Annotated in this window: 21 protein-coding genes; 13 read left to right on the top strand and 8 right to left on the bottom strand. The window is 64.1% G+C overall.

The window, feature by feature from the left end:
• The first annotated feature begins 8 nt into the window (after positions 1 to 8).
• The 8 genes from EHH60_RS24875 to EHH60_RS24910 all read left to right on the top strand — a co-directional run bounded on the left by EHH60_RS24875 (position 9) and on the right by EHH60_RS24910 (position 9149).
• Complete coding sequence (locus EHH60_RS24875; RefSeq protein ID WP_124162040.1) at positions 9 to 314, top strand: DUF1330 domain-containing protein; 306 nt, start codon at positions 9 to 11, stop codon at positions 312 to 314.
• Between the two features lie 384 nt (positions 315 to 698).
• A complete protein-coding gene (locus EHH60_RS38585; protein WP_199751952.1) occupies positions 699 to 2000 on the top strand; it encodes a calcium-binding protein in 1302 nt (433 codons plus the stop codon).
• Positions 2001 to 2176: 176 nt separating this feature from the next.
• A complete protein-coding gene (locus EHH60_RS24885) occupies positions 2177 to 3862 on the top strand; it encodes a type I secretion system permease/ATPase (RefSeq protein ID WP_245454574.1) in 1686 nt (561 codons plus the stop codon).
• Positions 3859 to 5223 carry an HlyD family type I secretion periplasmic adaptor subunit gene (locus EHH60_RS24890; protein ID WP_245454575.1) on the top strand — a complete coding sequence of 455 codons (1365 nt, stop codon included), beginning with the start codon at positions 3859 to 3861 and terminating at the stop codon, positions 5221 to 5223. Before EHH60_RS24885 ends, EHH60_RS24890 begins: the two co-directional genes overlap by 4 nt.
• A gap of 45 nt (positions 5224 to 5268) precedes the next feature.
• Positions 5269 to 6462: a helix-turn-helix transcriptional regulator gene (locus EHH60_RS24895; protein ID WP_124162042.1), complete on the top strand. Its 1194-nt coding sequence runs from the start codon at positions 5269 to 5271 to the stop codon at positions 6460 to 6462.
• A gap of 41 nt (positions 6463 to 6503) precedes the next feature.
• Positions 6504 to 7547: a M23 family metallopeptidase gene (locus EHH60_RS24900; protein WP_245454576.1), complete on the top strand. Its 1044-nt coding sequence runs from the start codon at positions 6504 to 6506 to the stop codon at positions 7545 to 7547.
• 139 nt (positions 7548 to 7686) lie between these two features.
• Positions 7687 to 8502 (top strand): 4-hydroxy-tetrahydrodipicolinate reductase, encoded by an 816-nt coding sequence (gene dapB / locus EHH60_RS24905; RefSeq protein ID WP_124162043.1) that lies wholly within the window; start codon positions 7687 to 7689, stop codon positions 8500 to 8502.
• A gap of 23 nt (positions 8503 to 8525) precedes the next feature.
• The gene (locus EHH60_RS24910) at positions 8526 to 9149 is read left to right on the top strand and encodes a 2,3-bisphosphoglycerate-dependent phosphoglycerate mutase (RefSeq protein WP_061023579.1); all 624 of its coding nucleotides are present in this window, start codon (positions 8526 to 8528) and stop codon (positions 9147 to 9149) included.
• 38 nt (positions 9150 to 9187) lie between these two features.
• Here EHH60_RS24910 and EHH60_RS24915 read toward each other — a convergent pair whose 3' ends face one another.
• A complete protein-coding gene (locus EHH60_RS24915; RefSeq protein WP_124162044.1) occupies positions 9188 to 10084 on the bottom strand; it encodes a methylated-DNA--[protein]-cysteine S-methyltransferase in 897 nt (298 codons plus the stop codon).
• A gap of 54 nt (positions 10085 to 10138) precedes the next feature.
• Positions 10139 to 10672 carry a DUF2244 domain-containing protein gene (locus tag EHH60_RS24920; RefSeq protein WP_124162045.1) on the bottom strand — a complete coding sequence of 178 codons (534 nt, stop codon included), beginning with the start codon at positions 10670 to 10672 and terminating at the stop codon, positions 10139 to 10141.
• 22 nt (positions 10673 to 10694) lie between these two features.
• Here EHH60_RS24920 and nth point away from each other — a divergent pair, with 22 nt between their 5' ends.
• The 3 genes from nth to EHH60_RS24935 all read left to right on the top strand — a co-directional run bounded on the left by nth (position 10695) and on the right by EHH60_RS24935 (position 14325).
• A complete protein-coding gene (nth, locus tag EHH60_RS24925; protein WP_199751957.1) occupies positions 10695 to 11447 on the top strand; it encodes an endonuclease III in 753 nt (250 codons plus the stop codon).
• Positions 11448 to 11582: 135 nt separating this feature from the next.
• Positions 11583 to 12710 (top strand): HlyD family secretion protein, encoded by a 1128-nt coding sequence (locus EHH60_RS24930; protein ID WP_124162046.1) that lies wholly within the window; start codon positions 11583 to 11585, stop codon positions 12708 to 12710.
• Positions 12697 to 14325, top strand: coding sequence for an MFS transporter (locus tag EHH60_RS24935; protein WP_124162047.1), 1629 nt, complete (start codon positions 12697 to 12699; stop codon positions 14323 to 14325). The genes EHH60_RS24930 and EHH60_RS24935 overlap by 14 nt, the downstream gene beginning before the upstream one ends.
• Positions 14326 to 14404: 79 nt before the next feature.
• Here the strand turns inward: EHH60_RS24935 and EHH60_RS24940 are convergent, their stop codons facing one another.
• From EHH60_RS24940 to EHH60_RS24950, 3 genes are all read right to left on the bottom strand, one after another.
• Positions 14405 to 15145 (bottom strand): sulfate transporter family protein, encoded by a 741-nt coding sequence (locus tag EHH60_RS24940; protein WP_124162048.1) that lies wholly within the window; start codon positions 15143 to 15145, stop codon positions 14405 to 14407.
• A 139-nt stretch (positions 15146 to 15284) separates the two neighbouring features.
• Positions 15285 to 15731 (bottom strand): nickel-responsive transcriptional regulator NikR, encoded by a 447-nt coding sequence (gene nikR / locus EHH60_RS24945; RefSeq protein WP_124162049.1) that lies wholly within the window; start codon positions 15729 to 15731, stop codon positions 15285 to 15287.
• 136 nt (positions 15732 to 15867) lie between these two features.
• A complete protein-coding gene (locus EHH60_RS24950) occupies positions 15868 to 18324 on the bottom strand; it encodes a heavy metal translocating P-type ATPase (RefSeq protein ID WP_199751969.1) in 2457 nt (818 codons plus the stop codon).
• A gap of 63 nt (positions 18325 to 18387) precedes the next feature.
• On the opposite strand from EHH60_RS24950, the gene EHH60_RS24955 reads away from it, so the two are divergent.
• Positions 18388 to 18663, top strand: coding sequence for a metal-sensitive transcriptional regulator (locus EHH60_RS24955; protein WP_100177831.1), 276 nt, complete (start codon positions 18388 to 18390; stop codon positions 18661 to 18663).
• Between the two features lie 147 nt (positions 18664 to 18810).
• Here the strand turns inward: EHH60_RS24955 and EHH60_RS24960 are convergent, their stop codons facing one another.
• Positions 18811 to 19788, bottom strand: coding sequence for a YiiX/YebB-like N1pC/P60 family cysteine hydrolase (locus tag EHH60_RS24960; RefSeq protein ID WP_124162051.1), 978 nt, complete (start codon positions 19786 to 19788; stop codon positions 18811 to 18813).
• Between the two features lie 192 nt (positions 19789 to 19980).
• Between EHH60_RS24960 and EHH60_RS24965 the strand changes: the two genes are divergently transcribed.
• A complete protein-coding gene (locus tag EHH60_RS24965) occupies positions 19981 to 21378 on the top strand; it encodes a flavin monoamine oxidase family protein (RefSeq protein ID WP_124162052.1) in 1398 nt (465 codons plus the stop codon).
• Between the two features lie 174 nt (positions 21379 to 21552).
• On the opposite strand, the gene EHH60_RS24970 is transcribed toward EHH60_RS24965, so the two are convergent.
• Both EHH60_RS24970 and pheT read right to left on the bottom strand, forming a co-directional pair.
• Positions 21553 to 22323, bottom strand: a complete 771-nt coding sequence (locus EHH60_RS24970) for a sulfite exporter TauE/SafE family protein (protein WP_124162053.1) — start codon at positions 22321 to 22323, stop codon at positions 21553 to 21555.
• A gap of 55 nt (positions 22324 to 22378) precedes the next feature.
• Positions 22379 to 24787 (bottom strand): phenylalanine--tRNA ligase subunit beta, encoded by a 2409-nt coding sequence (pheT, locus tag EHH60_RS24975; protein ID WP_124162054.1) that lies wholly within the window; start codon positions 24785 to 24787, stop codon positions 22379 to 22381.
• Positions 24788 to 24848: the final 61 nt, after the last annotated feature.

Below are 24848 nucleotides of genomic sequence, written 5' to 3' on the forward strand. Positions count from 1 at the left end.
AGAGAACAATGGCAAAGGGCTACTGGATCGGGCGTGTCGATGTGAGCAGTGACGAGGGCTACAAGCCCTACGCCGTCGCCAACGGTCCGATCTTCAAGAAATGGGGCGGCCGCTTCGTCGTTCGCGCCGGGAAGTTCACCACCGTCGAAGGCGCCAGCCGCACCCGCAACGTCGTGATCGAATTTCCGGACTACGAGACCGCGCTCGCGTGCTACAACTCGCCGGAGTACCAGGCGAACATCAAGGTGCGCCAGCCGCACTCGGTCGCCGACCTCATCATCATCGAAGGCTATGACGGCCCGCAGCCGTCGTAAAAGGGAACGCCGCGGTCATCTGCTACTCGTCAGTGTAGGCACCTGATCAGCGACCGTCCTCGCCTGAGCCGCCGGCTCGCCAAATTGTGGCGAGATCGGCGGCGGGGCAAATCCCCGCCGGGTGCTGCCGAGCGGTTCCAGGACCTTGCCTGAAGGGGAGATTCGCCTTGCACCTGCCCCGTGGCGCCAATCACTCAGCATCTTCGCAACGATTCTTTTGTCCCCAAATGGGGATTGCGACGCTGCCCAATCTTCATTCAAGGTTGCTTTGCTTGAACTGTACAACAGGGACGATGGGAGGTCAGCCCAAGCAAGGCACCACGTCCCTCATCGGAGATCAGCCTACCCCGCATCACGAAAACCTTGAATCAAGGAGCGGAAGTCATGGCACTCATCAACGGAACGGCAGGCGACGACATTATTCCTGGAACAGCAGCTGACGACGAAATCAACGGGCTGGCAGGCAACGATACGATCACAGGGTTGGACGGCAACGACCTCGTGAGCGGAGGCGCGGGTGACGACAACATCGATGGCGGCGCTGGCAACGATACTCTGAATGGCAACGCTGGTGTGGATACGATCACCGGTGGCGACGGTGACGATACCATCAGCGGCGGTGCCGGAGACGACAATCTTTCGGGCAATGCTGGCCTCGACACGATCCACGGCAACGCAGGCAATGACACGATTGATGGTGGCCTGGGCAACGATCAGCTCTTTGGCGACGCAGGCGACGATTCCATAAGCGGCGGAGATGGCGATGATGCCATCCACGGCGGCGCTGGAGCCGACACCCTTTCGGGAGACGCGGGCAATGACACGCTGAGTGGCGATGCCGGCAATGACACCCTGAACGGCGGTCTCGGAAACGACACGTTGAACGGAGGTATCGGCGACGATGTCCTCAACGGCAACGAGGGCAATGACACGCTGAACGGCGGCCTCGGAAACGACACGCTGAACGGCGGCGCAGATGACGACGTCTTGAATGGAGGCGCTGGCAATGACACGCTGAACGGCGATGCTGGCAACGACACCATGCATGGAAACGCCGGAGCCGACCTTATGGATGGCGGTGCCGGTAACGACACGATGTTCGGCGACGCCGGAGACGACACCATGTCGGGCGGAGCCGGGGATGACACTGTGAATGGTGGTGACGGCGCGGACGAGCTCAGCGGCGGCACGGGCAATGATACGCTGAACGGCGACGCGGGCGACGATACGCTTGCCGGCGGCGACAACAACGATACGCTAAACGGCGGAGACGGAGCCGACACGCTCGCGGGCGGAAATGGCAACGATACGCTCGCCGGCGGCGCAGGCGATGACGAGCTGAATGGCGGTAACGGCAACGACGTCCTCAACGGGGGTACGGGAGACGACGTGCTGACAGGTGGTGCGGGCGCCGATACCTATAATTTCGGTGACAACACCGCCACCAACTTCGGCAATGACGAGATAACGGATCTCAGTCTCACCGATGGTGACCTGATACAAGTTGATGCTGCACCGGGATTCGATCCGAACTCGATCGTCGTCGACGACGATGGCACCAATACCGTGCTCGACTTCGGCTTCGGAACGATTCAACTCGACGGCGTCACGGGAGGCGCTACGCCGTTCACGACGATCGACGACATCAATGTGGCTGCGGGAGCCACGGTCATCGAAGTGGTGTGAGGCGCGTTCGGCGGGGCGGCTACCGGTCCGCCCCGCCCGTTGCATTTCTGCAATCTGTATTAGTCAGTCGGTAACATTGCCTGCCGGTCATGTATTTGCGTCCGCCTGAGAGCCCCGCGACTGGTAAGAGATCGCTGCTCGGATTGATTCCGGGGCGGTCCGCAATCGTGTGGGTCGTGGCCTTCAGCATCTCGGTGAACCTGCTTCTTCTGGTCGTTCCGTTCTATTCGATCGAGGTGTTCGATCGAGTGATCAGCAGCGGTAGCGTTGAAACGCTCGTCGGTCTTACGATGATCGCTGCAGTGGCTCTCGTCTTTAGCGCCGCTTTCGATATCTTGCGTAACCGACTCCTCAGTCGGTTCGCAGTTGGCTTCGAGCGGTGCGTCGCACCAATTGTTCTCGAAGGCACCATCGTGGACTCGGCAAGTCGCGGCGACGGGAAGACGCACGATCTTGTCAAAGTCCGCGAGCTAAGGAACTTTCTGTCAAGCGGCACCGTTACAACGCTCATCGATGCGCCTTTCCTCCCTGCTTTCATTCTCATTCTATTCTTCCTCCACGCCTGGTACGGCGCCATCGCTCTGGTCGGGACGGCAATTCTGCTGGTGATGGGCATCATCAGCTGGCGGATCGCGCGCACTGAAATGGCCGACGCCTCGGGCGCCGCCTTGCGGACGCAGGCCACCCTGGATGGGATCGTCCGAAATGCCAGTCTCGTGCGCGCGATGGGGTGGACTCTCGGCGCAGTTCGCGAATTCATGCGGCTCAACGATCACGCACTGTCGCCCGTTGTACGAGCCAGTGAACGTGTCTATGCGATTGGCGCTGCCGCGCGCATGGTCAGAACGGTCCTGCAGATTGCCGCGATCGGAGCGGGCGCTTGGCTGGTGCTTCAAAATGAGGTGCTGTCGGGCAGCCTGATTGCCAGTTCACTCCTGGTCGCACGCACTCTCCAGCCCATGGAAAGCCTGATCTCGGCATGGCGCGCGCTCGCATCCGCGCAGGAGGCTTGGACGCAGGTCCAGGCCGCCGCCGCGCCGGTGTTGGCGCGGAACAGAAAGACCTTGCTTCCGATGCCGTCCGGCTGGCTGGTCATCGATCGCGTGGCTTACCGGCCCGCTGGAGCCAAACGCCCCATTCTCGCAGGTATAAGCTTTGAGTGCCGACCCTCACAAATTGTGGTTGTCATAGGTCCAACGGGTGCTGGAAAATCGACCCTGCTGCGGCTGATGGCGGCTCTCGAGCCGCCGAGTAGCGGCACAATCCGACTGGATCGCGCCGCACTCCACAATTGGGATTCCGATCAACTCGGCAAGTTCGTCGGATATCTTCCCCAGGACGTGCAGCTCGTTGGCGGCACCGTGGCAGAAGCGATCGCCGGATTCGACGAAAGCGCGCGCGACGAAGACATCACCGCGGCAGCGATGCTCGCGCAAGCGCATGACATGATCCTGTCCCTGCAATCTGGCTATCAGACCGAGATCGGGCGCGACGGCAGCAAGCTCTCAGGTGGCCAGCGCCAGCGGATTGGTCTTGCGCGAGCCTTCTACGGCGACCGCAAGTTGATGCTGCTGGACGAGCCGAATGCCAACCTCGACCCGGAGGGCGAGGAAGCGCTCTGCTCTGCGGCTTTGCAAGTCAAGGCGCGAGGCGCAACGCTGGTCATCGTGACGCACAGGCCGCGCCTCCTGACGATCGCCGATGCCGTACTGCTGCTCAGAGATGGCATGCAGCTCGCGTTTGGTCCGCCCGGCACGGTTCTGCCGCTCCGTCTATCTGACGTCACACCGATCCCAAAGCCGAACGACCTCCACCGCGAAGCAGAGTCCCGCGTGCTTCGAACCGGAGGAGCAGGCCGATGACGTCGCAAGACCATGGTCGCAACATCGTAATGCCCCGCCAAGTGGTGACCGGCGATCGGTGGGCAGCATTCAGCGAACCACGCTCCGACATGAGGCGCATCGTGACGTGGGGGTGTGTGTTGCTCATTCTGCAGTTCTGCTGCATCGGCGTCTGGGCGACCACCGTTCCGCTCCGCAGCGCCGTCGTGGCGTCCGGCTTCATCAAAGTGCACTCGAAGCGCAAAGCTGTGCAGCATCTCGAGGGAGGTATCATAAAGTCCATCCTGGTCAGAGAAAATGATCATGTCCAGGCTGGTCAAGTTATTGCGCGGCTCGACACCACGCAGATCGAGGCGATGCTCGGCTCGCTTGAAACGAAATTATTCGCGGACCTGGCGATGGAAGCGCGATTGACCGCTGAACAGGCCGGCAGAAAAGCAATACGATTTCCGGACGAACTGCGAACGAGCTCTGCTGCGGCCGCGGGCGTTGCCGTCCAAACCCAGCAAGCGGAATTTGCGGCGCGGTTGACCGCGATCGAGGGTGAGCGAAAGCAGATCGATCAGCAGATGTTGCAATCGGAGGATACTATTCGTGGCCTGCAGGGCGACACGAATGGGGCAGAGCAGCAACTTGCCCTTCTGAAGGAAGAAATCGCGGACACGAGCGCCTTGCTCGCGAAGGGCCTCGCGCGCAAGCCGCGTTTACTGGCTCTGCAACGAAGTCAGGCTGAAACGGAAGGGCAAATGGCCCGCAATGCAGCATCAATCTCGCAGGCACGAACAAAGATCGCCGAATTGGACGATAGGCGTCGGCAGTTGGAGTTGAATCAGAAGCAGGACATCGCCAAGCAGTTGCATGCCACCAGCGAAGAGATTGGCGATCTTCGACATCGAATTGCCGCGTTGCGCGATCAGCTTGTTCGATCCGAGTTGCGTGCACCCGAAAGTGGAAAAGTCGTCGGCCTCAACAGCAGGGACCTCAGTGCCGTGCTTGCACCTAGAGAAACTCTTCTGGAAATCGTCCCCCTCCAAGATCGGCTTGTCATCGAGGCAACGCTGAAGCCGACGGATCGGCAAGAGGTTTACGTGGGGCAGAGCGCACGTGTGCGCGTCCTCGCGTTGAACATCCGGCGAATACCGATGCTGGATGCGAAGGTCGTTGCAGTTGCCGCAGATGCTCTGAATGATCCGAAGACGGGCGCGGCCACCTATATGGCGGAACTCGAGCTAGGTACCACAACGCAGACAGCACACTACCTTTCGTCGTTATTGCCCGGAATGCCCGTCGAGGTGTTCGTCGAGACGGGAGAAAGAACCTTTGCGGAGTATTTGCTGCAGCCTATGGTGCTGCGCATCCACCGCGCTTTCAGAGAGAGTTAGGCTGCTGGCGTAAAGCCGGCTGCATCGATATTGCGGGAGGAGTGCTTGCACGAGGATGGCAAGGTACTGCCCCATTGGCAGAACAAAGTTAGTTTCTACCGCACCGACAGCACACGCTCGACGATCGATGCCGAGGGTCTGGTCGAGCAATTTGCGAAGCCTGCCGACCAGAGCGTCGGCCACCTTACGATGGAGTATTTTGGTCGGGGGATTGCAAAGCTCCTCGAATGCCGCAGCTGCTATGTTGCAGCGGCGACGCATCGAGCTTCCGGTCAACAACTGCTACAGGCGCGGATCGGGCAAGCGACCATCGATCATTCGTGTGCGGCCATGGTAGCGCGAATTGCTCGCAAGGGCGCTAGTACAGGTTGTACGCTGCTCGAACCCGTCCATATGCGTACGACTTTCGTGCGAAAGCTGATCGGACCCGAGCCGGATTTGAAAGGTCATTCTGTGATAGGGAGGTTCGCCGCTTGCGACGGCGTAACCGTCGTCTTTGTCGCGGGATGGCGTCAAGCGGGACTCACCCGGGCTGAGGTTCCATGCCTGGTGCGCGCGGTGCGTGCGATCTGGGAGACTGCGCACGATCTTGCGCGATCACAGCAACGCCAACAAGATGCGGCGGCCTGGCTTGGAGTCTTGGCATTTCCTGCCCTCATCGTTGACGAAGGGCTTCGCGTTCACGAAATCAACGGCAGCGCGCAATCGCTGATGGCCAAGGGCGAACTCCTCAAGGTGAATGGAGACAAGTTGGCCGGGCATAACAGTTCGGTGACGGCCGCTTTGAGGGAGGCGATACGCGAATCATTGAGTTCGCGCGCCGATCGGGAGTGGCTGGATACAACCGTGGCTCTTTCAACCGAGCGCGAGCGGTTTGCCTTTGCCAGAATCGGAGCTGCGCCGCCGCCTTTTGATCCCCGAAAAGCGCTTGTCATCGTGCCGCAATTCGACGAGGTATCGGGAGCGCGCCGGATTGCCGAAGCTTTTGGTTTGAATTGCGCGGAGGAGCGGATTGTCACTCGGATCCTTCAAGGCAAGTGTCCGCGAAAGATCGGTGCTGACCTCCGGCTAACCGAAGCAACTGTGAGAACCTACACCAAGCGCATAATGCTCAAATTGGGAATCAACCGGCAATCCGAGTTCTTTGTGCTTCATCATCTCACGCAATCGCCGTTCGGCTCGGGCCTGCGCGAGAAGTCGGTCCGCGGTCTTGGGTCCGCCTCTCGGTTGAGCGGATAGGTGCAATACTTGGAGAGGCCTTATCGACGACTTCAAGATCGATGTTCGAAGCGTTCATGATGAAACCAACCTGTCCGCTCGCAGCAATCTCTTTTCTTCTTTCGCCTGTGATTGTGGTCCTTGTGCTCGCAGTCCCTGGAAATGCCCTTGCCGAAAGCATCCAACTGGGGATGCCGATCGCCTGCGAGCCCGGCAAGACGTGCTACATTCAGAATTATACGGATCGAGACTCATCTCCGGCAGCAAGGGACTACAAGTGTGGCACGCTGACATACGATGGGCACAACGGAACTGACTTTCGGCTCCCCTCGCTGCAGGCCCAACGGATTGGCGTTGACGTTCTCGCCTCCGCAAGCGGACGCGTTGTTCGAACGCGGGAAAATCTGCCGGACGGTGCGTTTCACAAGTCCGCGCGCGAGGCTGTTCGTGATGTCGAATGTGGCAATGGCGCTTTGATCGAACACGAAGACCATTGGGAGACGCAATATTGTCATCTGGCAACGGGCAGTCTTCGGGTGAAGCCCGGCGATTCCGTCACACGAGGGCAGCCGCTCGGTCGAGTAGGTCTATCGGGTCTGACCGAATATCCTCACCTCCACTTCACGGTCCGGCACAACGGTTCGATCATAGATCCTTTCGCTTACGGCTCGAGCGCGGAGTCGTGCGGTGGAGGAGAGATGCTCTGGGATCCCGCACTACAGGCGCGGCTCCGCTATCAAGAACGGGCCGTTCTGAACACGGGTTTTGCGAGTGCCCCGGTGACGATGGAATTCATCGAGGATGGAAGAATGGATGCGGAATTGCCATCGGCGACATCGGCAGCAATTGTCGCTTTTGTCCGTGTCATCGGTTTGAAATCAGGCGACCTTCAGCGACTCGTCGTCAGCAGTCCGTCCGGCAAGATGATTGCCGAGAACAACGCCGCGCCCGTCGAGCACAATAAAGCGCAAGCTTTTCTATTCACGGGTCGAAAGCGCCCCGCCAATGGCTGGGATCCGGGCACCTACAAGGCGGAATATACCGTTGAGCAGGCCGGCCAGGTCGTCTTGAGAGAACTCTGGGAACTCCCGGTTCAATCGCGTTGATCTGATGTTTTCCTTTGGTCTGCGGAGGGACGGCAATTGGCCGCCCGTCGCTAAAACTCCTCGTCCGCGCATCCCGGCAGTTCCATCGGTTGCTCAAACCGCCCGCGACCGGTATTAGGGCCATGGAAAGGATCGCACCATGTCCGACATGCGCTTGATTGTTGCAGGAGCCGGAGGCCGGATGGGCCGGGCGCTGACGCGGGCGATTGCCGAGAGCAAGGGCGCGGTGCTGGCGGGCGCGCTGGAGGCGCCGGGCTCCGAGCTGCTCGGCAAGGATGCCGGCGTGCTCGCAGGCCTGCCGGCCAACGGCATCAAGCTCTCCGCCGATCTCTGGGCAATGTCCAAGGATGCCGACGGCATCCTCGATTTCACCGTCCCGGCGGCGACCATCGCCAATGTCGCGATTGCCGCCGAGCGCGGCATCGTCCACGTCATCGGCACGACCGGGCTGTCCGGCTCCGACAACGCCGTGATCAAGAGCGTCACCAATCGCGCCGTCGTGGTGCAATCGGGCAATATGAGCCTCGGCGTCAATCTGCTCGCCGCCGTGGTCAAGCGCGTCGCCAAGGCGCTCGACCAGAGCTTCGATATCGAGATCGTCGAAACCCATCATCGCATGAAGGTCGACGCGCCCTCGGGCACAGCGCTGATGCTGGGCCAGGCCGCAGCCAGCGGCCGCGGTGTCACCCTCGACGACCATTCCGAGCGCGGGCGCGACGGCATCACCGGCGCGCGCAGGCCGGGCAATATCGGCTTCGCGTCCTTGCGCGGCGGCACCGTGGCCGGCGATCACAGCGTCAGCTTCCTCGGCCCGTTCGAGCGCCTGACTCTGTCGCATCAGGCCGAGGACCGCATGCTCTTCGCCCATGGCGCGCTGAAGGCGTCGCTGTGGGCGCACGGCAAAAAGCCAGGGCACTACTCCATGGCCGACGTGCTCGGCCTCTCCGACATCTGAGCGAACCTAACGGAAAGCAGTCAATGAGCGAACGTCTTCTCGTGCTCGTGCGCCACGGCCAGAGCGAATGGAATCTGAAGAACCTGTTCACGGGTTGGAAGGACCCTGATCTCACAGAGCTCGGTGTGAACGAAGCCAAGGAAGCCGGCCGCAAGCTGAAGGCACAGGGTCTCGTGTTCGACGTCGCCTTCACCTCGGTCCTGACGCGCGCGCAGCACACGCTGGATCTCATCCTCGCCGAGCTCGGCCAGACCGGTCTGCCGACCTCGAAGAACCTCGCGTTGAACGAGCGCGATTACGGCGATCTCTCCGGTCTCAACAAGGACGATGCGCGCAAGAAATGGGGCGAGGACCAGGTGCTGATCTGGCGTCGTTCCTACGACGTGCCGCCGCCGGGCGGCGAAAGCCTGAAGGATACGCTCGCGCGCGCGCTGCCGTACTACGTGCAGGAGATCCTGCCCGCCGTGCTCAACGGCAAGCGCACGCTGGTCGCCGCCCATGGCAACTCGCTGCGCGCGCTGATCATGGTGCTGGAGAAGCTCTCGCCCGAAGGCATCCTCAAGCGCGAGCTCGCCACCGGCGTGCCGATCATCTACCGGCTCAACGCGGATTCGACGGTAGCCTCGAAGCTCGATCTGGCGGGCTGATTTCTCCCTCTCCCCGCGTGCGGGGAGAGGCAGAAGAACTACTGTATCCCCAGCTGCCCGGCTTCCCAACCCAGCATCGCCTGCTTGCGGGTGATGCCCCAATGATAGCCGGTGAGCGTGCCGCTCTTGCCGAGCGCGCGATGGCAGGGCACGACGAAGGAGACCGGGTTCTTGCCGACGGCAGCGCCGACGGCGCGCGAGGCCTTCGGACTCTTGATGTTGCAGGCGATGTCGGAATAGGACACCGCGCGTCCCATCGGAATTTTCAACAGCGTCTCCCACACCCGCACCTCGAAATCGGTGCCGATCAGGACCACGCGCAGCGGCTGGTCCGGCCGCCACAGCTTGGGGTCGAAGACGCGCGCTGCGAGTGGTGCGGTGCCTTCGTGATCTTCCACATAAGTGGCGTTCGGCCAGCGCCGCGTCATGTCGGCGAGTGCGATCTGCTCCTCGCCGTGATCGGCGAACGCAAGACCTGACAGGCCGCGATCGGTGGCGATCACGATCGCGGTGCCGAACGGCGAGGAATGGAAGCCGTAGCGCAGGGTGAGGCCGGCACCGCCGTTCTTCCATTCGCCCGGTGACATCGCTTCGTGGGTGACGAAGAGATCGTGCAGCCGGCCCGGCCCCGACAGGCCTGAGTCGAGCGCCGCGTCGAGGATGCTGGCGGAATCCCTGAGCAGGTTCTTGGCGTGGTCGAGGGTGAGCGCCTGCATGAAGGCCTTCGGCGTGATCGAGGCCCAGCGGCGGAACAGATGGTGCAGCTCGTCTGGCGTGACGCCGGCGGCATCCGCCATCGCCTCGATGGTCGGCTGCGCGCGCCAGTTCGCCGAGATGAAGGCGATCGCCCGGCGCACCGAATCATAGTCGCGCAACGCGGCGTTCTGGGTGCCCGGCTTGGCCAGGCGCTGGTCGTGTATCGCGAGGGTCATCATGAGCGCAAATGTAGGAGAAGGGTTGGCTCGAAACCACCCGATTTCCGACTGTGCTCAGGTCACCGGATTATATGTCGGGCCACGCCGGGCGGCGTTCAAGGCTCCAACCAATGCATTGTAAAAGCTTGCTTTTTCCTCAGGCCCGAGGAAGCCGGCGATAAGCAGCCGGCGGCCGCGCGAGATCAGATAGAGGTGCTCGATGCCGTATTCCTCGTCGACCTCCTGGTCGAGCCGGACCCAGAGCGGATTGAATGTCCATTCGGCAACCTGGCCACGATGGCTGACGCGCCGCACCCGAAGTTCCGATGGTGTAACCACGATCTCCTCGCTGGCCCGCGCTGCGCGGAAATTGACCTTGAAGGCCCACCAGATCACCAGCACGTCGAGGCCGAAAAAACCGAACACCGGCCAGGCGCCCATCATCAGGAAAGCCAAGCCGGTGACGAAGCTCACGACGCTCAGGAACAGCATCACGGCGAGAAAGCCGGTGCGGTTCAGCGAGCGGTGCGGCGTCAGCCGCGCGGAGAAGATCTGCACGTCGCATGGATCTTCGGAATCGCTGCGCGCAATTTCGTTGCCTGTGCTCATCGTCCGTCAGTATATCCCGATCATGGCGAAAATCACCCGCAAGCCGGCCCCGCGCAAAGCGGCGGTGCCGAAGAAAAAGGCAAAGCCGGTCGCGTCGAAACCGAAAGCGCCCGCGAAGAAATCGCTCAGAGGCACAAGACCCTGGACGCCGGCCGAGATCCGCGAGGTCTTCAGCCGCTTCCGCAAGGCCAATCCGGAGCCGAAGGGTGAGCTCGAGCACGTCAATCCATTCACGCTGCTGGTCGCGGTGGTGCTGTCGGCGCAGGCGACCGACGCCGGCGTCAACAAGGCGACGCGCGCCTTGTTCGAGGCCGCCGACACCCCGCAGAAGATGCTCGATCTCGGCGAGGAGCGTCTGCGCGAATACATCAAGACCATCGGTCTCTACCGCACCAAGGCGAAGAACGTGATCGCGCTGTCGGCGAAGCTGCTCAGCGAATTCGGCGGCCAGGTGCCGCGCACGCGTGCCGAGATCGAGTCGCTGCCCGGCGCCGGGCGCAAGACCGCCAACGTCGTGCTCAACATGGCCTTCGGCGAGCACACCATGGCGGTCGACACGCATGTCTTCCGCGTCGGCAACCGCACCGGACTTGCGCCCGGCAAGACGCCGCTCGAGGTCGAGCTCGGACTCGAAAAGGTCATCCCGGCAGAGTTCATGCTGCATGCCCATCATTGGCTGATCCTGCACGGCCGCTATACCTGCCTCGCGCGCAAGCCGCGCTGCGAGGTGTGCCTGATCAACGATCTCTGCCGGTGGCCGGAGAAGACGGTGTGATTCAATGACCGTCATTCCGGGACGATCCGAAGGGACCGGGTCCGGAATCGCGAGTTTCCGGGTTCGATGCTACGCATCGCCCCGAATGACAAGGTGGGATTTGTGTTTTTAGCAGCGCCGGGTTGAGGTGATCTCGTGAGTCAACAAGAACAGAATGCACCAGCCGCATCACCGGCCCCTCCGCCCAAGCCGACACAGCGGCCGGCCACGCCGCTCTGGAGCCGGCTCGCGATCCCGCTGTTTGCGGTCGTCGTCGCGCTCGCCTTCGTCGCGCTGGCGACGCTACGCTTCGACGAATGGGTCGGCAATGCGGTGATCCAGACCACCAACGACGCCTATGTGCGCGCCGATCTGACGCAGCTTTCGAGCCGCGTCTCGGGCGAAGTGCTGAGCGTGGGGGTCTCCGATTTCCAGCGCGTCAAGGCCGGCGACCTCCTGATCCAGATCGATCCTGCCGATTACCAGGCGCAGGTCGCGCAGGCCGAAGCTGCGGTCGCCGGGGCGCAAGCCGCGCTCGATAATCTCGCCAACCAGATCGAGCTGCAATATGCGACGATCGCGCAGGCGCAGGCCGCGCGGCTGTCTGCGGAGGCCATGGAGGTCGAGGCACGGCAGGAGCAGGAGCGTCAACAATCGCTGTCGCAGACCGATTCCGGCACGCGCCAGCGCCTCGAGCAGGCGGTCGCCGCCTACGCCAAGGCACAGGCCGACGTGCGCGCGAGCCGCGCCGTGATCGCGGCCCAGCAGCACCAGCTCGAAGTCCTGCAAGGTACCAGGAAGCAGCGCGCGGCCGATGTCGAGGCAGCCAAGGCGACGCTGGCGGGTGCGAAGCTCAAGCTTGGATACACGAAGATCACCGCGCCGTTCGACGGCGTCGTCGGCGAGCGCCAGGTGCAGCCCGGCGATTACGTCAATATCGGCACCAACCTCATCAACGTGGTGCCGCTGCCCAAGGTCTATGTGATCGCGAACTACAAGGAGACCCAGCTCACGCACGTGGCACCGGGCCAGCCGGTCGAGATCACCGTCGACAGTTTCCCGCGCGAGAAGCTGCGCGGCAGGGTCGAGCGCATTGCGCCGGCGACGGGTGCACAGGTGGCGCTGCTGCCGCCCGACAACGCAACAGGCAATTTCACGAAGGTCGTGCAGCGCATTCCTGTGCGCATTCAGTTCGATGACAACCAACCGCTGCTGGCGCGGCTGGTGCCGGGCATGTCGGTGGTCACCAGCATCGATACGCAGGCCGCCAATGGCCGAGAATGACGATGCTAGCCGCGAGCCGCTCTCGCGCGGCGGCGTCGCGCCGCAGCCCCTGTTCGCCGTCGCGGCGGTGCTGCTCGGCTCGTTCCTTGCCAATTTCGACAGCCGGCTGACCACGGTCGGCCTGCCGGACCTGCGCGGCGCGTTCTCGCTCGGCTTTGACGAGGGCGCCTGGCTCTCGACCGCCGGTATCGGATCGCAGATCTTCATCGCGCCTGCGGTGGCCTGGCTTGCCACGGTGTTCGGCCTGCGCCGCGTGCTCGGCATCCCCAGCCTGGTCTATGCGGCCGTCTCGTTCATCATTCCGTTCGTGCACGACTATCAGACATTGCTCGCGCTCAGCGTCGTGCATGGTCTCCTGCTCGGCACCTTCGTGCCGGCGACGCTGATGATCGTGTTCCGCAATCTGCCGATCCGCTGGTGGCTGCCGGCGATCTCGATCTATGCGATCCGCGTCGGATTCGCGTTGGACACCTCGACCTCGCTGGTCGGCTTCTATGTTGACCATCTCGGCTGGCAATGGTTGTACTGGCAGGGCGTGGTGATCGCGCCGTTGATGGGCCTGATGGTCTATCTGGGCACGCCGAACGAGCCGGTGAACCGCGAACTGCTGCGGGAGGCCGATTGGGGCGGCATGCTGCTGCTCGGCGCCTCGGTGTCGATGATCTATGCGGGGCTTGACCAGGGCAACCGGCTGGACTGGCTCGGTTCCGGCACGGTGATGGCACTGCTGGCCGGTGGCGCAGTGCTGTTTCTGGCCTTCCTCGCCAACGAGTCCCTGGTGCGGAAGCCCTGGGCACATGTCAACGTGCTGTTCTCGCGCAACGTCGGCCTGGGACTGGTCCTGATCCTGCTGTACACCCTGACCAGCCTGTCCAATGCGTCGCTGGTGCCGAACTTCCTCGCCACCATCGCGCTGCTCAGGCCTGAGCAGAGCGGCCTGTTGCTGCTCACCTGTGGCGCGTTGCCGATGTTCGTGCTGGTGCCGGTCTCGATCTGGCTGCTGAGGCATTTCGATACGCGTACGGTGGTCGTCGTGGGCTTTGCCTGCTTCGCCGCGGCCAATCTCTGGGGCACGCAGCTCACCCACGTCTGGGCGCGCGAGGACTTCGTCGGCATCGTGCTGCTCCAGGCGATCGGGCAGTCGCTCACCTTGCTGCCGTTGATCATCACGCTGCTCTCCAACTCCGATCCCAGCCGTGCCACCTCCTTTGCCGCCTATATCCAGATCATGCGCCTCGGCGGCGCCGAGATCGGCGTGGCGCTGATGGGCACATGGCTGCGCGTGCGCGAACAGGTCCATTCCTTCTATCTCGGCCAGAACCTCAGCGTCGGCGATCTCGATGTGGTGGAGAGGCTGAAGCAGCTTGCCGATCACTTCGCCGCCGATGGCGCAGGATCGGCGCAGGCGCGCGCCGTCGGCACGCTGGCGGGCATCGTCCAGCGCGAGGCCAATGTGCTCGCCTATATCGACGGCTTCTGGCTGTGTTTCTGGCTCGCGGTGATCGCACTCGGCATCGTCGCGCTGGTCACCCGCGCGCCGACGGGTCCCTTCACGCCGGCGCCGTTCGGCTTCGCCAGGATGCTGCTGCGAAAGTGTGGTGTGCGGGTCGCCTGAATGCGGTGATCGCTGGTTCGTTCGCTCGCGCGACGGGGTGGTCACCTTTCCCGCAAGCCTGCCGGAGAGGAGCGCACGATCACCGCACCTGTCGCGCCGGCTCGATCAGCTCGGGCCGCGGGCCTGACAGGCGCTTGTGCATGTGGACCATGAAGGCCATGGCGAAGATCGGCGTCGCCAGGTTGACGATCGGGATCGAGACGAAGGCGGCGATGAAGAGCCCGGCCGTGAAGATCGTGGCGGAGTTGTCACGCCGCATCGCCTTGGCTTCCTCCGGCGGGCGGAAGCGCATCGCCGCGAGCTCGAAATATTCGCGGCCAAGCAGCCAGGCCGCGGCGAGGAAGAAGATCAGGAAACCGGCGCCGGCGAACAACACCAGCGGCAAGGCGGCGAGGTAGACCAGGATCGTCAAGAGGGCGGTCTTGATGCCCTCGAGGATCGCCTGGCTGAACGGCAGCGCCACGCCGGGCCGCTCGGCCGGATAATGCTTACGCTCGACGATGTCGGCGACGTCGTCGACGAACAGGCTCGCCACCAGCGAGGTGATCGCGGGCATCAGGAAGATGCCACCGAACACGACCCCCAGGCCCGCCGCGATCGAGACGATCCAGGACAGGACTTCGATCGATGAATGCCAGCCCGGTCCGAGCATGCCTTCCAGCCAGACCTCGCCATTGGTCGCAAACCAGCTGAGGAGCCGCTGCAGGCCGATCGCCAGCACGGTGATCAGCACGAGCGCCAAGCCGACCGATCGCCACAGGATCGAGCGCATCGGCGGCGAGAGCATTTGCGACAGCGCCTTGATGGCGGCATCCAGCATGGGGGCACCCTCTGAAACAAACACCTCGCGAGAGGTAGACACCCAATGCGGCTTCGGCAAGGGCGGGGGCTGTCCTCGGCCGCGAACGCGGCGCGAGCTCTAGCTTACCCTGCCCCTCCAGGGCAGGGTAAGATCCGGCCTATTCGTGCCGGTGCCCGTGCTTGCGCGCCTTCGCCGGCTTGCCGTTGCCGGTCGGGATCATCACCACCCGGCCGTAGCGTACCCCGCGTTCGGCGATGATGTGGTCGGCGAAGTGCCTGACTTCGGAGGCGCTGCCGCGCAGCGCCGTCATCTCCATGCAGTTGTTGTCGTCGAGATGGACGTGCAGCGTCGCCAGCGCGAGGTCGTGATGGCCGTGGAATTCCTGCACCAGGCGCTTCGAGAGATCGCGCGCGGCGTGGTCGTAGACATAGACGAGACCGGCCACGCATTGGCCGGTCTGTGCCGTGCCCTCCGTACTCTGTTGCAGGCCGGCGCGGGCGAGATCGCGGATGATCTCGGAGCGGTTCTGGTATCCGCGCGCCTCCGCCGCGGCGTCGATCTCCGCCAGGAGATCGTCCTCGATCGTGATCGTTATCCGCTGCATCAGATAATCCTCGTAGGTCTCGCCCGTGCCCAGTGAACCGTAGCCCGGATGGAGCGAAGCGCAATCCGGGACGGTGCCAATATGTGGGCAGGACCCCCGGATTTCGCGTGCGCTCCATCCGGGCTACGCAGTGCGCTCATAGCCGCGTCGCACGCAGGCGCAGCGCATTGCCGACCACGCTCACCGAGGACAGCGCCATCGCCGCTGCGGCGATGATCGGCGAGAGCAGTACGCCAAAGGCGGGATAGAGCACGCCGGCCGCAATCGGAATGCCGGCGGCGTTGTAGATGAAGGCGAAGAACAGGTTCTGGCGGATGTTGCTCATGGTCGCCTGCGACAGCTTTCGCGCCCGCACGATGCCGACAAGATCGCCCTTGAGCAGCGTGACGCCTGCGCTCTCCATCGCCACGTCGGTGCCGGTGCCCATGGCGATGCCGACCTCGGCCGCCGCCAGCGCCGGCGCGTCGTTGACGCCGTCGCCGGCCATCGCGACGCTGCGGCCGGCCTTCTGCAGCTTGGTCACGACCGCGCTCTTCTGGTCCGGCAGCACCTCGGCCTCGACATCGGCGATGCCGAGCCTGCGCGCCACGGCCTCGGCCGTCGTGCGGTTGTCGCCGGTCAGCATGATGACCTTGATGCCTTCCGCGGCGAGCGCCTTCAGCGCCTCCGGCGTCGAAGCCTTGACCGGATCGGCGATCGCGAACAGGCCGGCGAGCCGGCCGTCGATGGCCATGTTGATCACAGTGGCGCCGTCGCCGCGCAGCCGTTCGGCTTCGCTGTCGAGCGCCTTGGTATCGATGCCGATCGACGTCAGGTATCTTGCATTGCCGAGCACGATGGTCTTGCCGTCGACCTTGCCGGTCGCGCCCTTGCCCGTCGGCGAATCGAATTGCTCGACCTGGCCAAGCGTGAGCTGCTTCTCCTTGGCCGCGCGCACGATGGCGTCAGCCAAAGGATGCTCGCTCGCCCGCTCGACGCTGGCCGCGAGTCGAAGGATGTCGTCTTCCGCAAAGCCGGCCGCCGGCACCATCGCGACCAGCTTGGGCTTACCCTCGGTCAGCGTGCCGGTCTTGTCGACCACCAGCGTGTCGATCTTCTCCATCCGCTCCAGCGCCTCAGCGTTCTTGATCAGGACGCCGCCTTGCGCGCCGCGGCCGACGCCGACCATGATCGACATCGGGGTGGCCAGGCCCAGCGCGCAGGGGCAGGCGATGATCAGCACGCTGACGGCTGCGACGAGGCCGAAGGCCAGCCGCGGCTCCGGTCCGAACCAGGCCCAGGCGCCGAAGGCCGCGAGGGCGACCACGATCACCATCGGCACGAACCAGCCGGAGACCTGGTCGGCCAGGCGCTGGATCGGCGCGCGCGAGCGCTGCGCGTCCGCGACCATCTGCACGATCTGCGACAACAGCGTCTCGCGTCCGACCTTGTCCGCGCGCATGATGAAGCTGCCGGACTGGTTCAGCGTGCCGGCGATGACTTTTGCGCCAGCCTCCTTGGTGACCGGCATCGATTCGCCCGTCACCAGGGATTCATCGAGCGAAGAGCGGCCCTCCAGGATGATGCCGTCCACCGGCACCTTCTCGCCGGGACGAACGCGCAGGCGGTCGCCGGCATGGAGCGTGTCGATCTCGACCTCGTGCTCGCTGCCGTCAGCATCGACGCGGCGCGCAGTCTTCGGCGCAAGCTGGAGCAGCGCCTTGATCGCACCCGAGGTCGCGTCTCGGGCGCGCAGCTCCAGCACCTGGCCGAGCAGCACCAGCACGGTGATCACGGCAGCCGCCTCGAAATAGACCGCGACCGCGCCTTCATGGCCACGGAAGGTGGCGGGGAAAATCTGCGGCGTGACGGTGCCGAGGACGCTGTAGACATAGGCCACGCCGGTGCCCATCGCGATCAGCGTGAACATGTTGAGGTTGCGCGTCAGCACCGACTGCCAGCCGCGGACGAAGAACGGCCAGCCGGCCCATAGCACCACCGGCGTGGCGAAGACGAGCTGGATCCAGTTCGACAGCGTCGGATCGATCCAGCTGTGGGGGGCCGCGAGATGGCCGCCCATCTCCAGCACCACCGGCGGCAGCGACAGGACGGTGCCGATCCAGAACCGACGCGTCATGTCGGCGAGCTCCGGGTTGGGGCCGGTCTCCAGGCTTGCGACCTCAGGCTCCAGCGCCATGCCGCAGATCGGACAGGAGCCCGGTCCGACTTGGCGGATCTCCGGATGCATCGGGCAGGTGTAGATGGTGCCCGCGGGCATCTCGGGCTCGGGCGCCTTCTCCTTCGCAAGATATTTGGCGGGATCGGCGGCGAACTTGGTCCGGCAGCCGGCCGAGCAGAAATGGAAGGTCTCGCCGCGATGTGTGAAGTGATGCTTCGAGGTCGCGGGATCGACCGTCATGCCGCAGACGGGGTCTTTCACCTTGGTCGCGGCCTCGCCCTGGTCATGGCCGTGATGATGGGCATGGCTGGAATGATCGCCATGGCCGCCGCAGCATGAGGATGCCGGGGGTTTTGCCGCCGGGGGTGCAGCTTTCGTGGAACAGCCACATCCGGAATGCGTTTCCGCGTCGTGACGATGCTCGCTGCTGTTCATTGCCATGCTCCGGTCCTGTACCCGGGTCTTGCAACCTATACCCGGTAGGGGTATATAGACCTCATGCGCAAGGACATCAAGGCATCTGTAGGAAAACGTCTCGGCCGGATCGAAGGCCAGGTTCGTGGCCTGTCGAAAATGGTAGAGGAAGACCGCTACTGCATCGACATCGTGACGCAGATCTCGGCGGTGCGCGCCGCACTGCGCCGGGTCGAGGAGGAGATTCTGAAGGACCACGTCGCCCACTGCGTCGAGCACGCCATTGCGAGCGGCGACAAGGCCGACCAGCGCGCGAAGATCGCGGAGCTGATGGCGGTGATCGGACGGGCGGAAAGGTAGGTCAGCATTGCACCGTCATTGCGAGCAGCGAAGCAATCCAGACTGTGACCGCGGCGGCGGTCTGGATTGCTTCGCTGCGCTCGCAACGACGGTTATTTGGATGTGATCGCACCACACAAGCAACAGTTGCAGGGACGACAGTGAGACCTATGCCGCGATCTCGCACGCGTCTCCGCGGCGCCGTGCGCGGTAGGCCGCGAGTTCGCTCAGTTGCACGAAATGCTCGGAGAACGTTGCGCTCATCCCCGCGGCCTGCGCGCTCACTTCTTGAGTCGGAATCTCAGCCGGCGCCTCTTCGTCAATCGCCTCAGGAACGAGCGGCGGCGCCATGACCGTTTCTGGAAACACACTGAACGAGCCCGCTACCTCCTCGAGCGGCTTCTGCTTGTCGGCCCAGTGCAGGGCGGTGTAGTCGAACCCGTGCACGATGGTGGGTTTGACGACTTCGAAATAGGGCGAGATGTCGAAGTCGCGGGGCATATAGAGCGAGGAATCGCGGATGTGCAGGATCTCGCGGCGGGCGGCGCGGCTGCCGGCCTTGGTGATCTTCGGCAGGATCGGATAGCGCACGGCATCGAAGGCCTGCGCGATCAACGCCGAGCAGATGATCTTGGTCGGGTCGCCCGAGCCGATCGCGATCATGCGCCGCCGCCAGCGCTGCGGAATCGGCATCGGGAACAGATAGCGCATGAGGTCGACGATGTTCTTGGTGTCGTAGCCGAAGCCGATGCGGTTGATCGCGTAGCGGCAGACCGTGGTGCGGTCCTCGTAGGACAGCCCGACCGGGCGGCACACGCGGGTGTGATAGGGGAAATATTTCGACAGTGGTGCGGAGGTGACGCCTTCGCCGATATTGGCCTCGATCAGCACATGGGGCTCGCCATCAGCCTCCTCCGCACCCGCGACCGGGCCGACATAGAGCGCGGCATGCGACCAGGTCGACTGCGTCAGATACTTGATGATGCCGGAGATGCGGTTGTTGCCTTCGACCAGCAGCACGTCGCCGGGCTCGATGATCCCGCGCAGATGCTCCGGGTCGCTCGGCGTGAACGGCTCGTAGCCCGGCACCTCCTTCGAGAGGTACGCGGCAATCAGCTTGCCGACCGAATCCAGGACCGTCCCCATGTCAAACTCCCCCCACGGCCTTTTCCGGCCGTCTTTTTCCCTTCTCTATCATGGTCGAAACGTGTTGCAATTCGGTTCATCACTCTGTGAGATCAAGCACGATTGATTCACCATGATGGTTGCCGTGCAACATCAAATGCAGCAAGGTTCGCGGGCTGTTCCCTTACGCCGCAAGCCCCCGGAAACCATGACATGACAATCACGCGCCGCGGTTTCCTTGTCGCGTCGGCGGCCCTTGCGGCGATGCCGGTCCTGCGCGCATCCGCCGCGCCCCTGCCGCGCGAGGTTGACATCGTCGTTATCGGGGCGGGAGCTGCTGGAATCGCCGCGGCGCGCCGCATCATGGCGACCGGCCGCAAGGTCATCGTGGTGGAAGCGGCATCGCAAGTTGGCGGCCGTTGCATCACCGATAGCACGACCTTCGACACGCCGTTCGACCGCGGCGCGCGCTGGATGTACAATCCCGACGCCAATCCGATGATCCGGCTGGCGCGCAGTGTCGGGCTGGACGCGCTGCCGGCGCCGTCGGGCCAGAAGATGCGCATCGGCCGCCGCAACGCGCGCGCGGGCGAGACCGAGCAGTTCCTGGCGGCGCTGGTGCGCGCCAACCGCGCCATCGACGAGGCCGCGCGCGGCAAGCTGGATACCTCCTGCGCATCCGTGCTGCCGAAGGATCTCGGCGACTGGGCGGGCGCGGCCGAGTTCATGCTGGGCGCGAGCTTCGCCGGCAAGGACCTGAAGGAGCTGTCCGCGATCGACAAGGGACGCGCGCAGGACCGCAATGCGGCGATCGCCTGCCGTCAGGGCCTCGGCACTCTGATCGCCAAACTCGGCGAACAGGCGCCGGTGGTGCTGTCGACGCCGGCAAGCCGGATCGTCTGGAGCAACCGCGACGTCAGCGTGGAGACGCAGGCCGGCAAGATCGCCGCACGCGCCGCCATCCTCACGGTCTCGACCAATGTGCTGACGTCGGGCGCGATCAAGTTCGCACCCGACCTTCCCAAGCGCACCTTGGACGCGGCCTCGAAGCTCACCCTGGGCAGCTACGACCGCATCGTGCTGCAACTGCCGGGCAATCCGCTCGGCCTATCGCGCGACGATATCCTCATCGAGCAGAGCAACTCGACGCGCACGGCGCTCATGTTCGCCAATATCGGCGGCTCCTCGTTGTGCTCGATCGATGTCGGCGGCTCGTTCGGCCGCGATCTCTCCGAGCAGGGCGAGAAGGCCATGACCGCGTTTGCGAAGGAGTGGATCACGAAGCTGTTCGGTAGCGAGGCCGCTTCGGCCGTGCAGAAGACCAGCGCCACGCGCTGGAATGCCGCACCCTATGTGATGGGCGCAATGTCGGCATCCGCGCCCGGCGGCCAGCTTTCGCGGAAAACCCTGGGCGAGCCGGTCGGCAACATGTTCCTCGCCGGCGAAGCCACGCACGAGACGCTCTGGGGCACCGTCGACGGGGCCTGGGAAAGCGGCGAGCGCGCCGCGGATTCCGCCTTGCGCAAGATCGGCGCACTCAAGGCCGAGCCGGCCGACGTGCCGACGCAATCGACGAAGAAGCGCAGGGCGCCGCGGCAGCAGGGCAATTAAGCCCGCTCTAAAAAGCTCTGCCGTCGTCCCTGCGAACGCAGGAACCCATAACCACAGGAAGTAGTTTGGCGAAAGCCGGCAGTTAGGGGTTCTTGGTCGGTACTGCCACCTGCGCTTTATCGATGAATCACGCGGTATGAGTTCCCCACGTTTTCGCAGGGACGACGGCGATTATCAGCGCAACACCCCGTCCAACGCCGGCATTCCAAAAATCACCGCCATCGCAATCAGCGCATAGCAGATCCCGCGAAACACCTTCTCGCTCGCGCGGCCGAACAGAGAGGCGCCGAAGGCGACGCCGATCGCATAGACCGGCCCGACAATCAGCGAGAGCACCAGCGATTCGCGCGAAATCAGGCCTGTCGTCGCATAGCTGACCATCGAGAAGAAATCCGACGCGCCGAAGAACAGCACGATGTTGGCGCGTGCGACGATGGGGGCGATCGGGCGGCCGAGCCAGTAGCCGACGATCGGCGGGCCGCCGGTCTGCGCGAGGCCGCTACAAAAGCCGGAGAGGCCGCCGATACCTACCGAAAGCGAGGCGTGGTCCTTGCCCCGATAGCGCCAGCCCGACAGCAGCAGAAGCAGGAGCGCCGCGACGAAGCAGGAGATGATCCAGCGCGTGGTGACGGGCTGCAGCACGCTCAGTAAGTACGTGCCGACGGGCACGCCGATCAGCGCCCCGAGCACGATGACCGCGGTGGCCCTGCGGTCGGCCTTCCGCCATGCGTCAGGCAGCAACGGCGCGGCTGCGACGAAGTCGATGACGAGCAGCAAGGCCGCAACGAGCCGCGGCTCAGCGATGCTGCTCGCCAGCGGCATGAAGATCAGCGCCGCGCCGAAGCCGGAGAAGCCGCGCGCGGTGCCCGAAACGAAAGCGACGGCGCAGAGCGCCATCGCAGTGGTGAGGCCGACATCCCTCGAGAGAAAGTCGGCGAGGCTCATGCTCCGTGCTTCTGGGGCACGACGTTGTCCGAAAGCCGCTTCACGCTTTTCGGTTTCATGCTCTCAAAGTGCCGCCGGTCTTCTTCGCGACTTCGGCCACGATCTTGGCGCCGACAGCCTCGATCTCCTGGTCGGTCAGGGTCTTCTCGCGCGGCTGAATCGTCACCGCGATCGCGATCGACTTCTTGCCGTCATCGATGCCCTTGCCCTCGTAGACGTCGAAGACGTTCACGCTGGTGATCAGCTTCTTGTCGACGGCTTGCGCGGCGCGGACGATGTCGCCCGCCTTCACGGCGCGTTCGACGATGAAGGCGAAGTCACGCGTAACAGGCTGGAAGGCGGAGAGCTCGATCAACGGCTTGGCGCGGGTCGGCTTCTTCTTCGCCTCGGGGATGCGGTCCAGGATCACCTCGAACACCATCACCGGACCGTCGACGCCGAGCGCCTCGAGCGCGCGGGGATGCATCTCGCCGAAATGGCCGAGCACGTTCTGCGGGCCGATCTGGATCGTGCCGGAACGTCCCGGATGCAGCCAGCCGGGGCCACCCGCCACGACCTGGAGCGCCTGCATCGGCGCACCGCTAGCGGCCAGCACCGCCAGCGCATCGGCTTTCGCGTCGAACACGTCAGCCTGCGCCGAGCCGGTCCAGTACCGTCCGAGACCTTCCGAGGAAGCAAAGCCGCGGCGCACGCCGCTTGCCGCCATGAACTGGTCCTGCGGGCGGTCGCCCTTGAAGATCTGGCCGACCTCGAACAGCGCGACGTCGCCGAAGCCGCGATCGGCATTGGCCTGGGCGGCCGCGATCAGGCCCGCAAGCAAGGTCGGGCGCATGTCGGAGAGATCAGACGCGATGGGGTTGGCCACTTCGAGCTCGCGCTGGCCGCCACCGAACAATTCGGCCGCGGGTTTTGCGATGAACGACCACGTCACGGCCTCGACCATGCCGCGGCTTGCGAGCGCGCGCCGCGCCCGGCGAGTGCGCAGCTGCAGCGAGGTCAAAACGGGCTTGCGCGCATCCTCGCCGCGTTCGAACGGCGTCTCCGGCACCTTGTCGACGCCGAAGATGCGGACGATCTCCTCGACGATGTCGGCCTTGCCGTGCACGTCGGTGCGCCAGGACGGCACCGCCACCTTCACGACCGGACCCGGGCCCGCCATCATGAAGCCGAGATGGGTCAGGATGCGCTTCATCTCTGGTTGCGGCACCTCGATGCCGGAGAGCCGCTTGACCTCGGTGACCGGGAACTCGATCAGGCGGTCATCGCCGAAGGCCTTGCCGACCACGACGGTCTCGGACGGCGTGCCGCCGCACATCTCCATCACCAGCTTGGTCGCGAGCTCGAGCCCCGGCACCATGAAGGCCGGATCGACGCCGCGCTCGAAGCGGTAGCGCGCATCGGAATTGATGCCGAGCTTGCGGCCGGTCTGGGCGATGTTGATCTCGTTCCACAGCGCCGATTCGATCAGCACGTCGGTGGTCTCATCATCGCAGCCCGAGGCCTCGCCGCCCATGATGCCGGCAAGCGATTCGACGCCGTGCTCGTCCGCAATGACGCAAATGGCGGGATCGAGATCGTAGGTGCGGCCGTCGAGCGCCAGCAGGCTCTCGCCCTCGCGGGCACGACGCACCACGAGATTGCCCTTTACCTTCTTGGCGTCGAACACATGCAGCGGCCGCGCGCGATCGAACGTCATGAAGTTGGTGATGTCGACCAGCGCGTTGATCGGGCGCAGTCCGATCGCGGTCAGCCGCTTCTGCAGCCATTCCGGCGACGGTCCGTTCCTGACGCCGCGCACGAGACGAAGCGCGAAGCCCGGGCACAACGCGGCATCCTCGACCGTGACCTTCACCGGGCAAGGGAATTCGCCCTTGATGGGCTTGATGGTCGGATCCCTGAACCTGCCCATGTCGGCGGCGGCGAGGTCGCGGGCAATGCCGTGCACGCCGGTGCAGTCCTGCCGGTTCGGCGTCAGGTTGATCTCGACCACGGGATCGCCGAGCCCGGCCCATTCGGCGTAGGCAGCGCCAACAGGCGCATCGGCCGGCAATTCCATGATGCCGTCATGGTCGTTGGAGATCTGCAGCTCGGCCGCCGAGCACAGCATGCCGCGGCTCTCGACGCCGCGGATGGTGCCGATTCCGAGCGTGATGTCCTTGCCGGGAATGTAGGTGCCGGGTGGCGAGAACACGCTGACCAGCCCGGCCCGCGCATTCGGCGCGCCGCACACGACCTGCACCGGCGCACCGCCGTTGCCGGTGTCGACCATGCAAACCCGCAGCCGGTCCGCGTTCGGATGCTGCTCGGCCGAGATCACCCTCGCGACGGTGAAAGGCTTCAACGCCTTCGCCTTGTCCTCGATGTTCTCGACCTCGAGCCCAATCATGGTGAGCTTCTCGGCGAGCTTGTCGAGCGGCTCGTCGGTGTCGAGATGATCCTTCAGCCAGGAGAGGGTGAATTTCATGGCTGTTCTTTCTCCACGGAGACGGTCTGCTCCCTCTCCCGCTTGCGGGGGAGGGCTGGGG

The sequence above is a fragment of the Bradyrhizobium sp. RP6 genome, from assembly GCF_003837805.1.
In the GTDB taxonomy this organism is placed as follows: domain Bacteria; phylum Pseudomonadota; class Alphaproteobacteria; order Rhizobiales; family Xanthobacteraceae; genus Bradyrhizobium.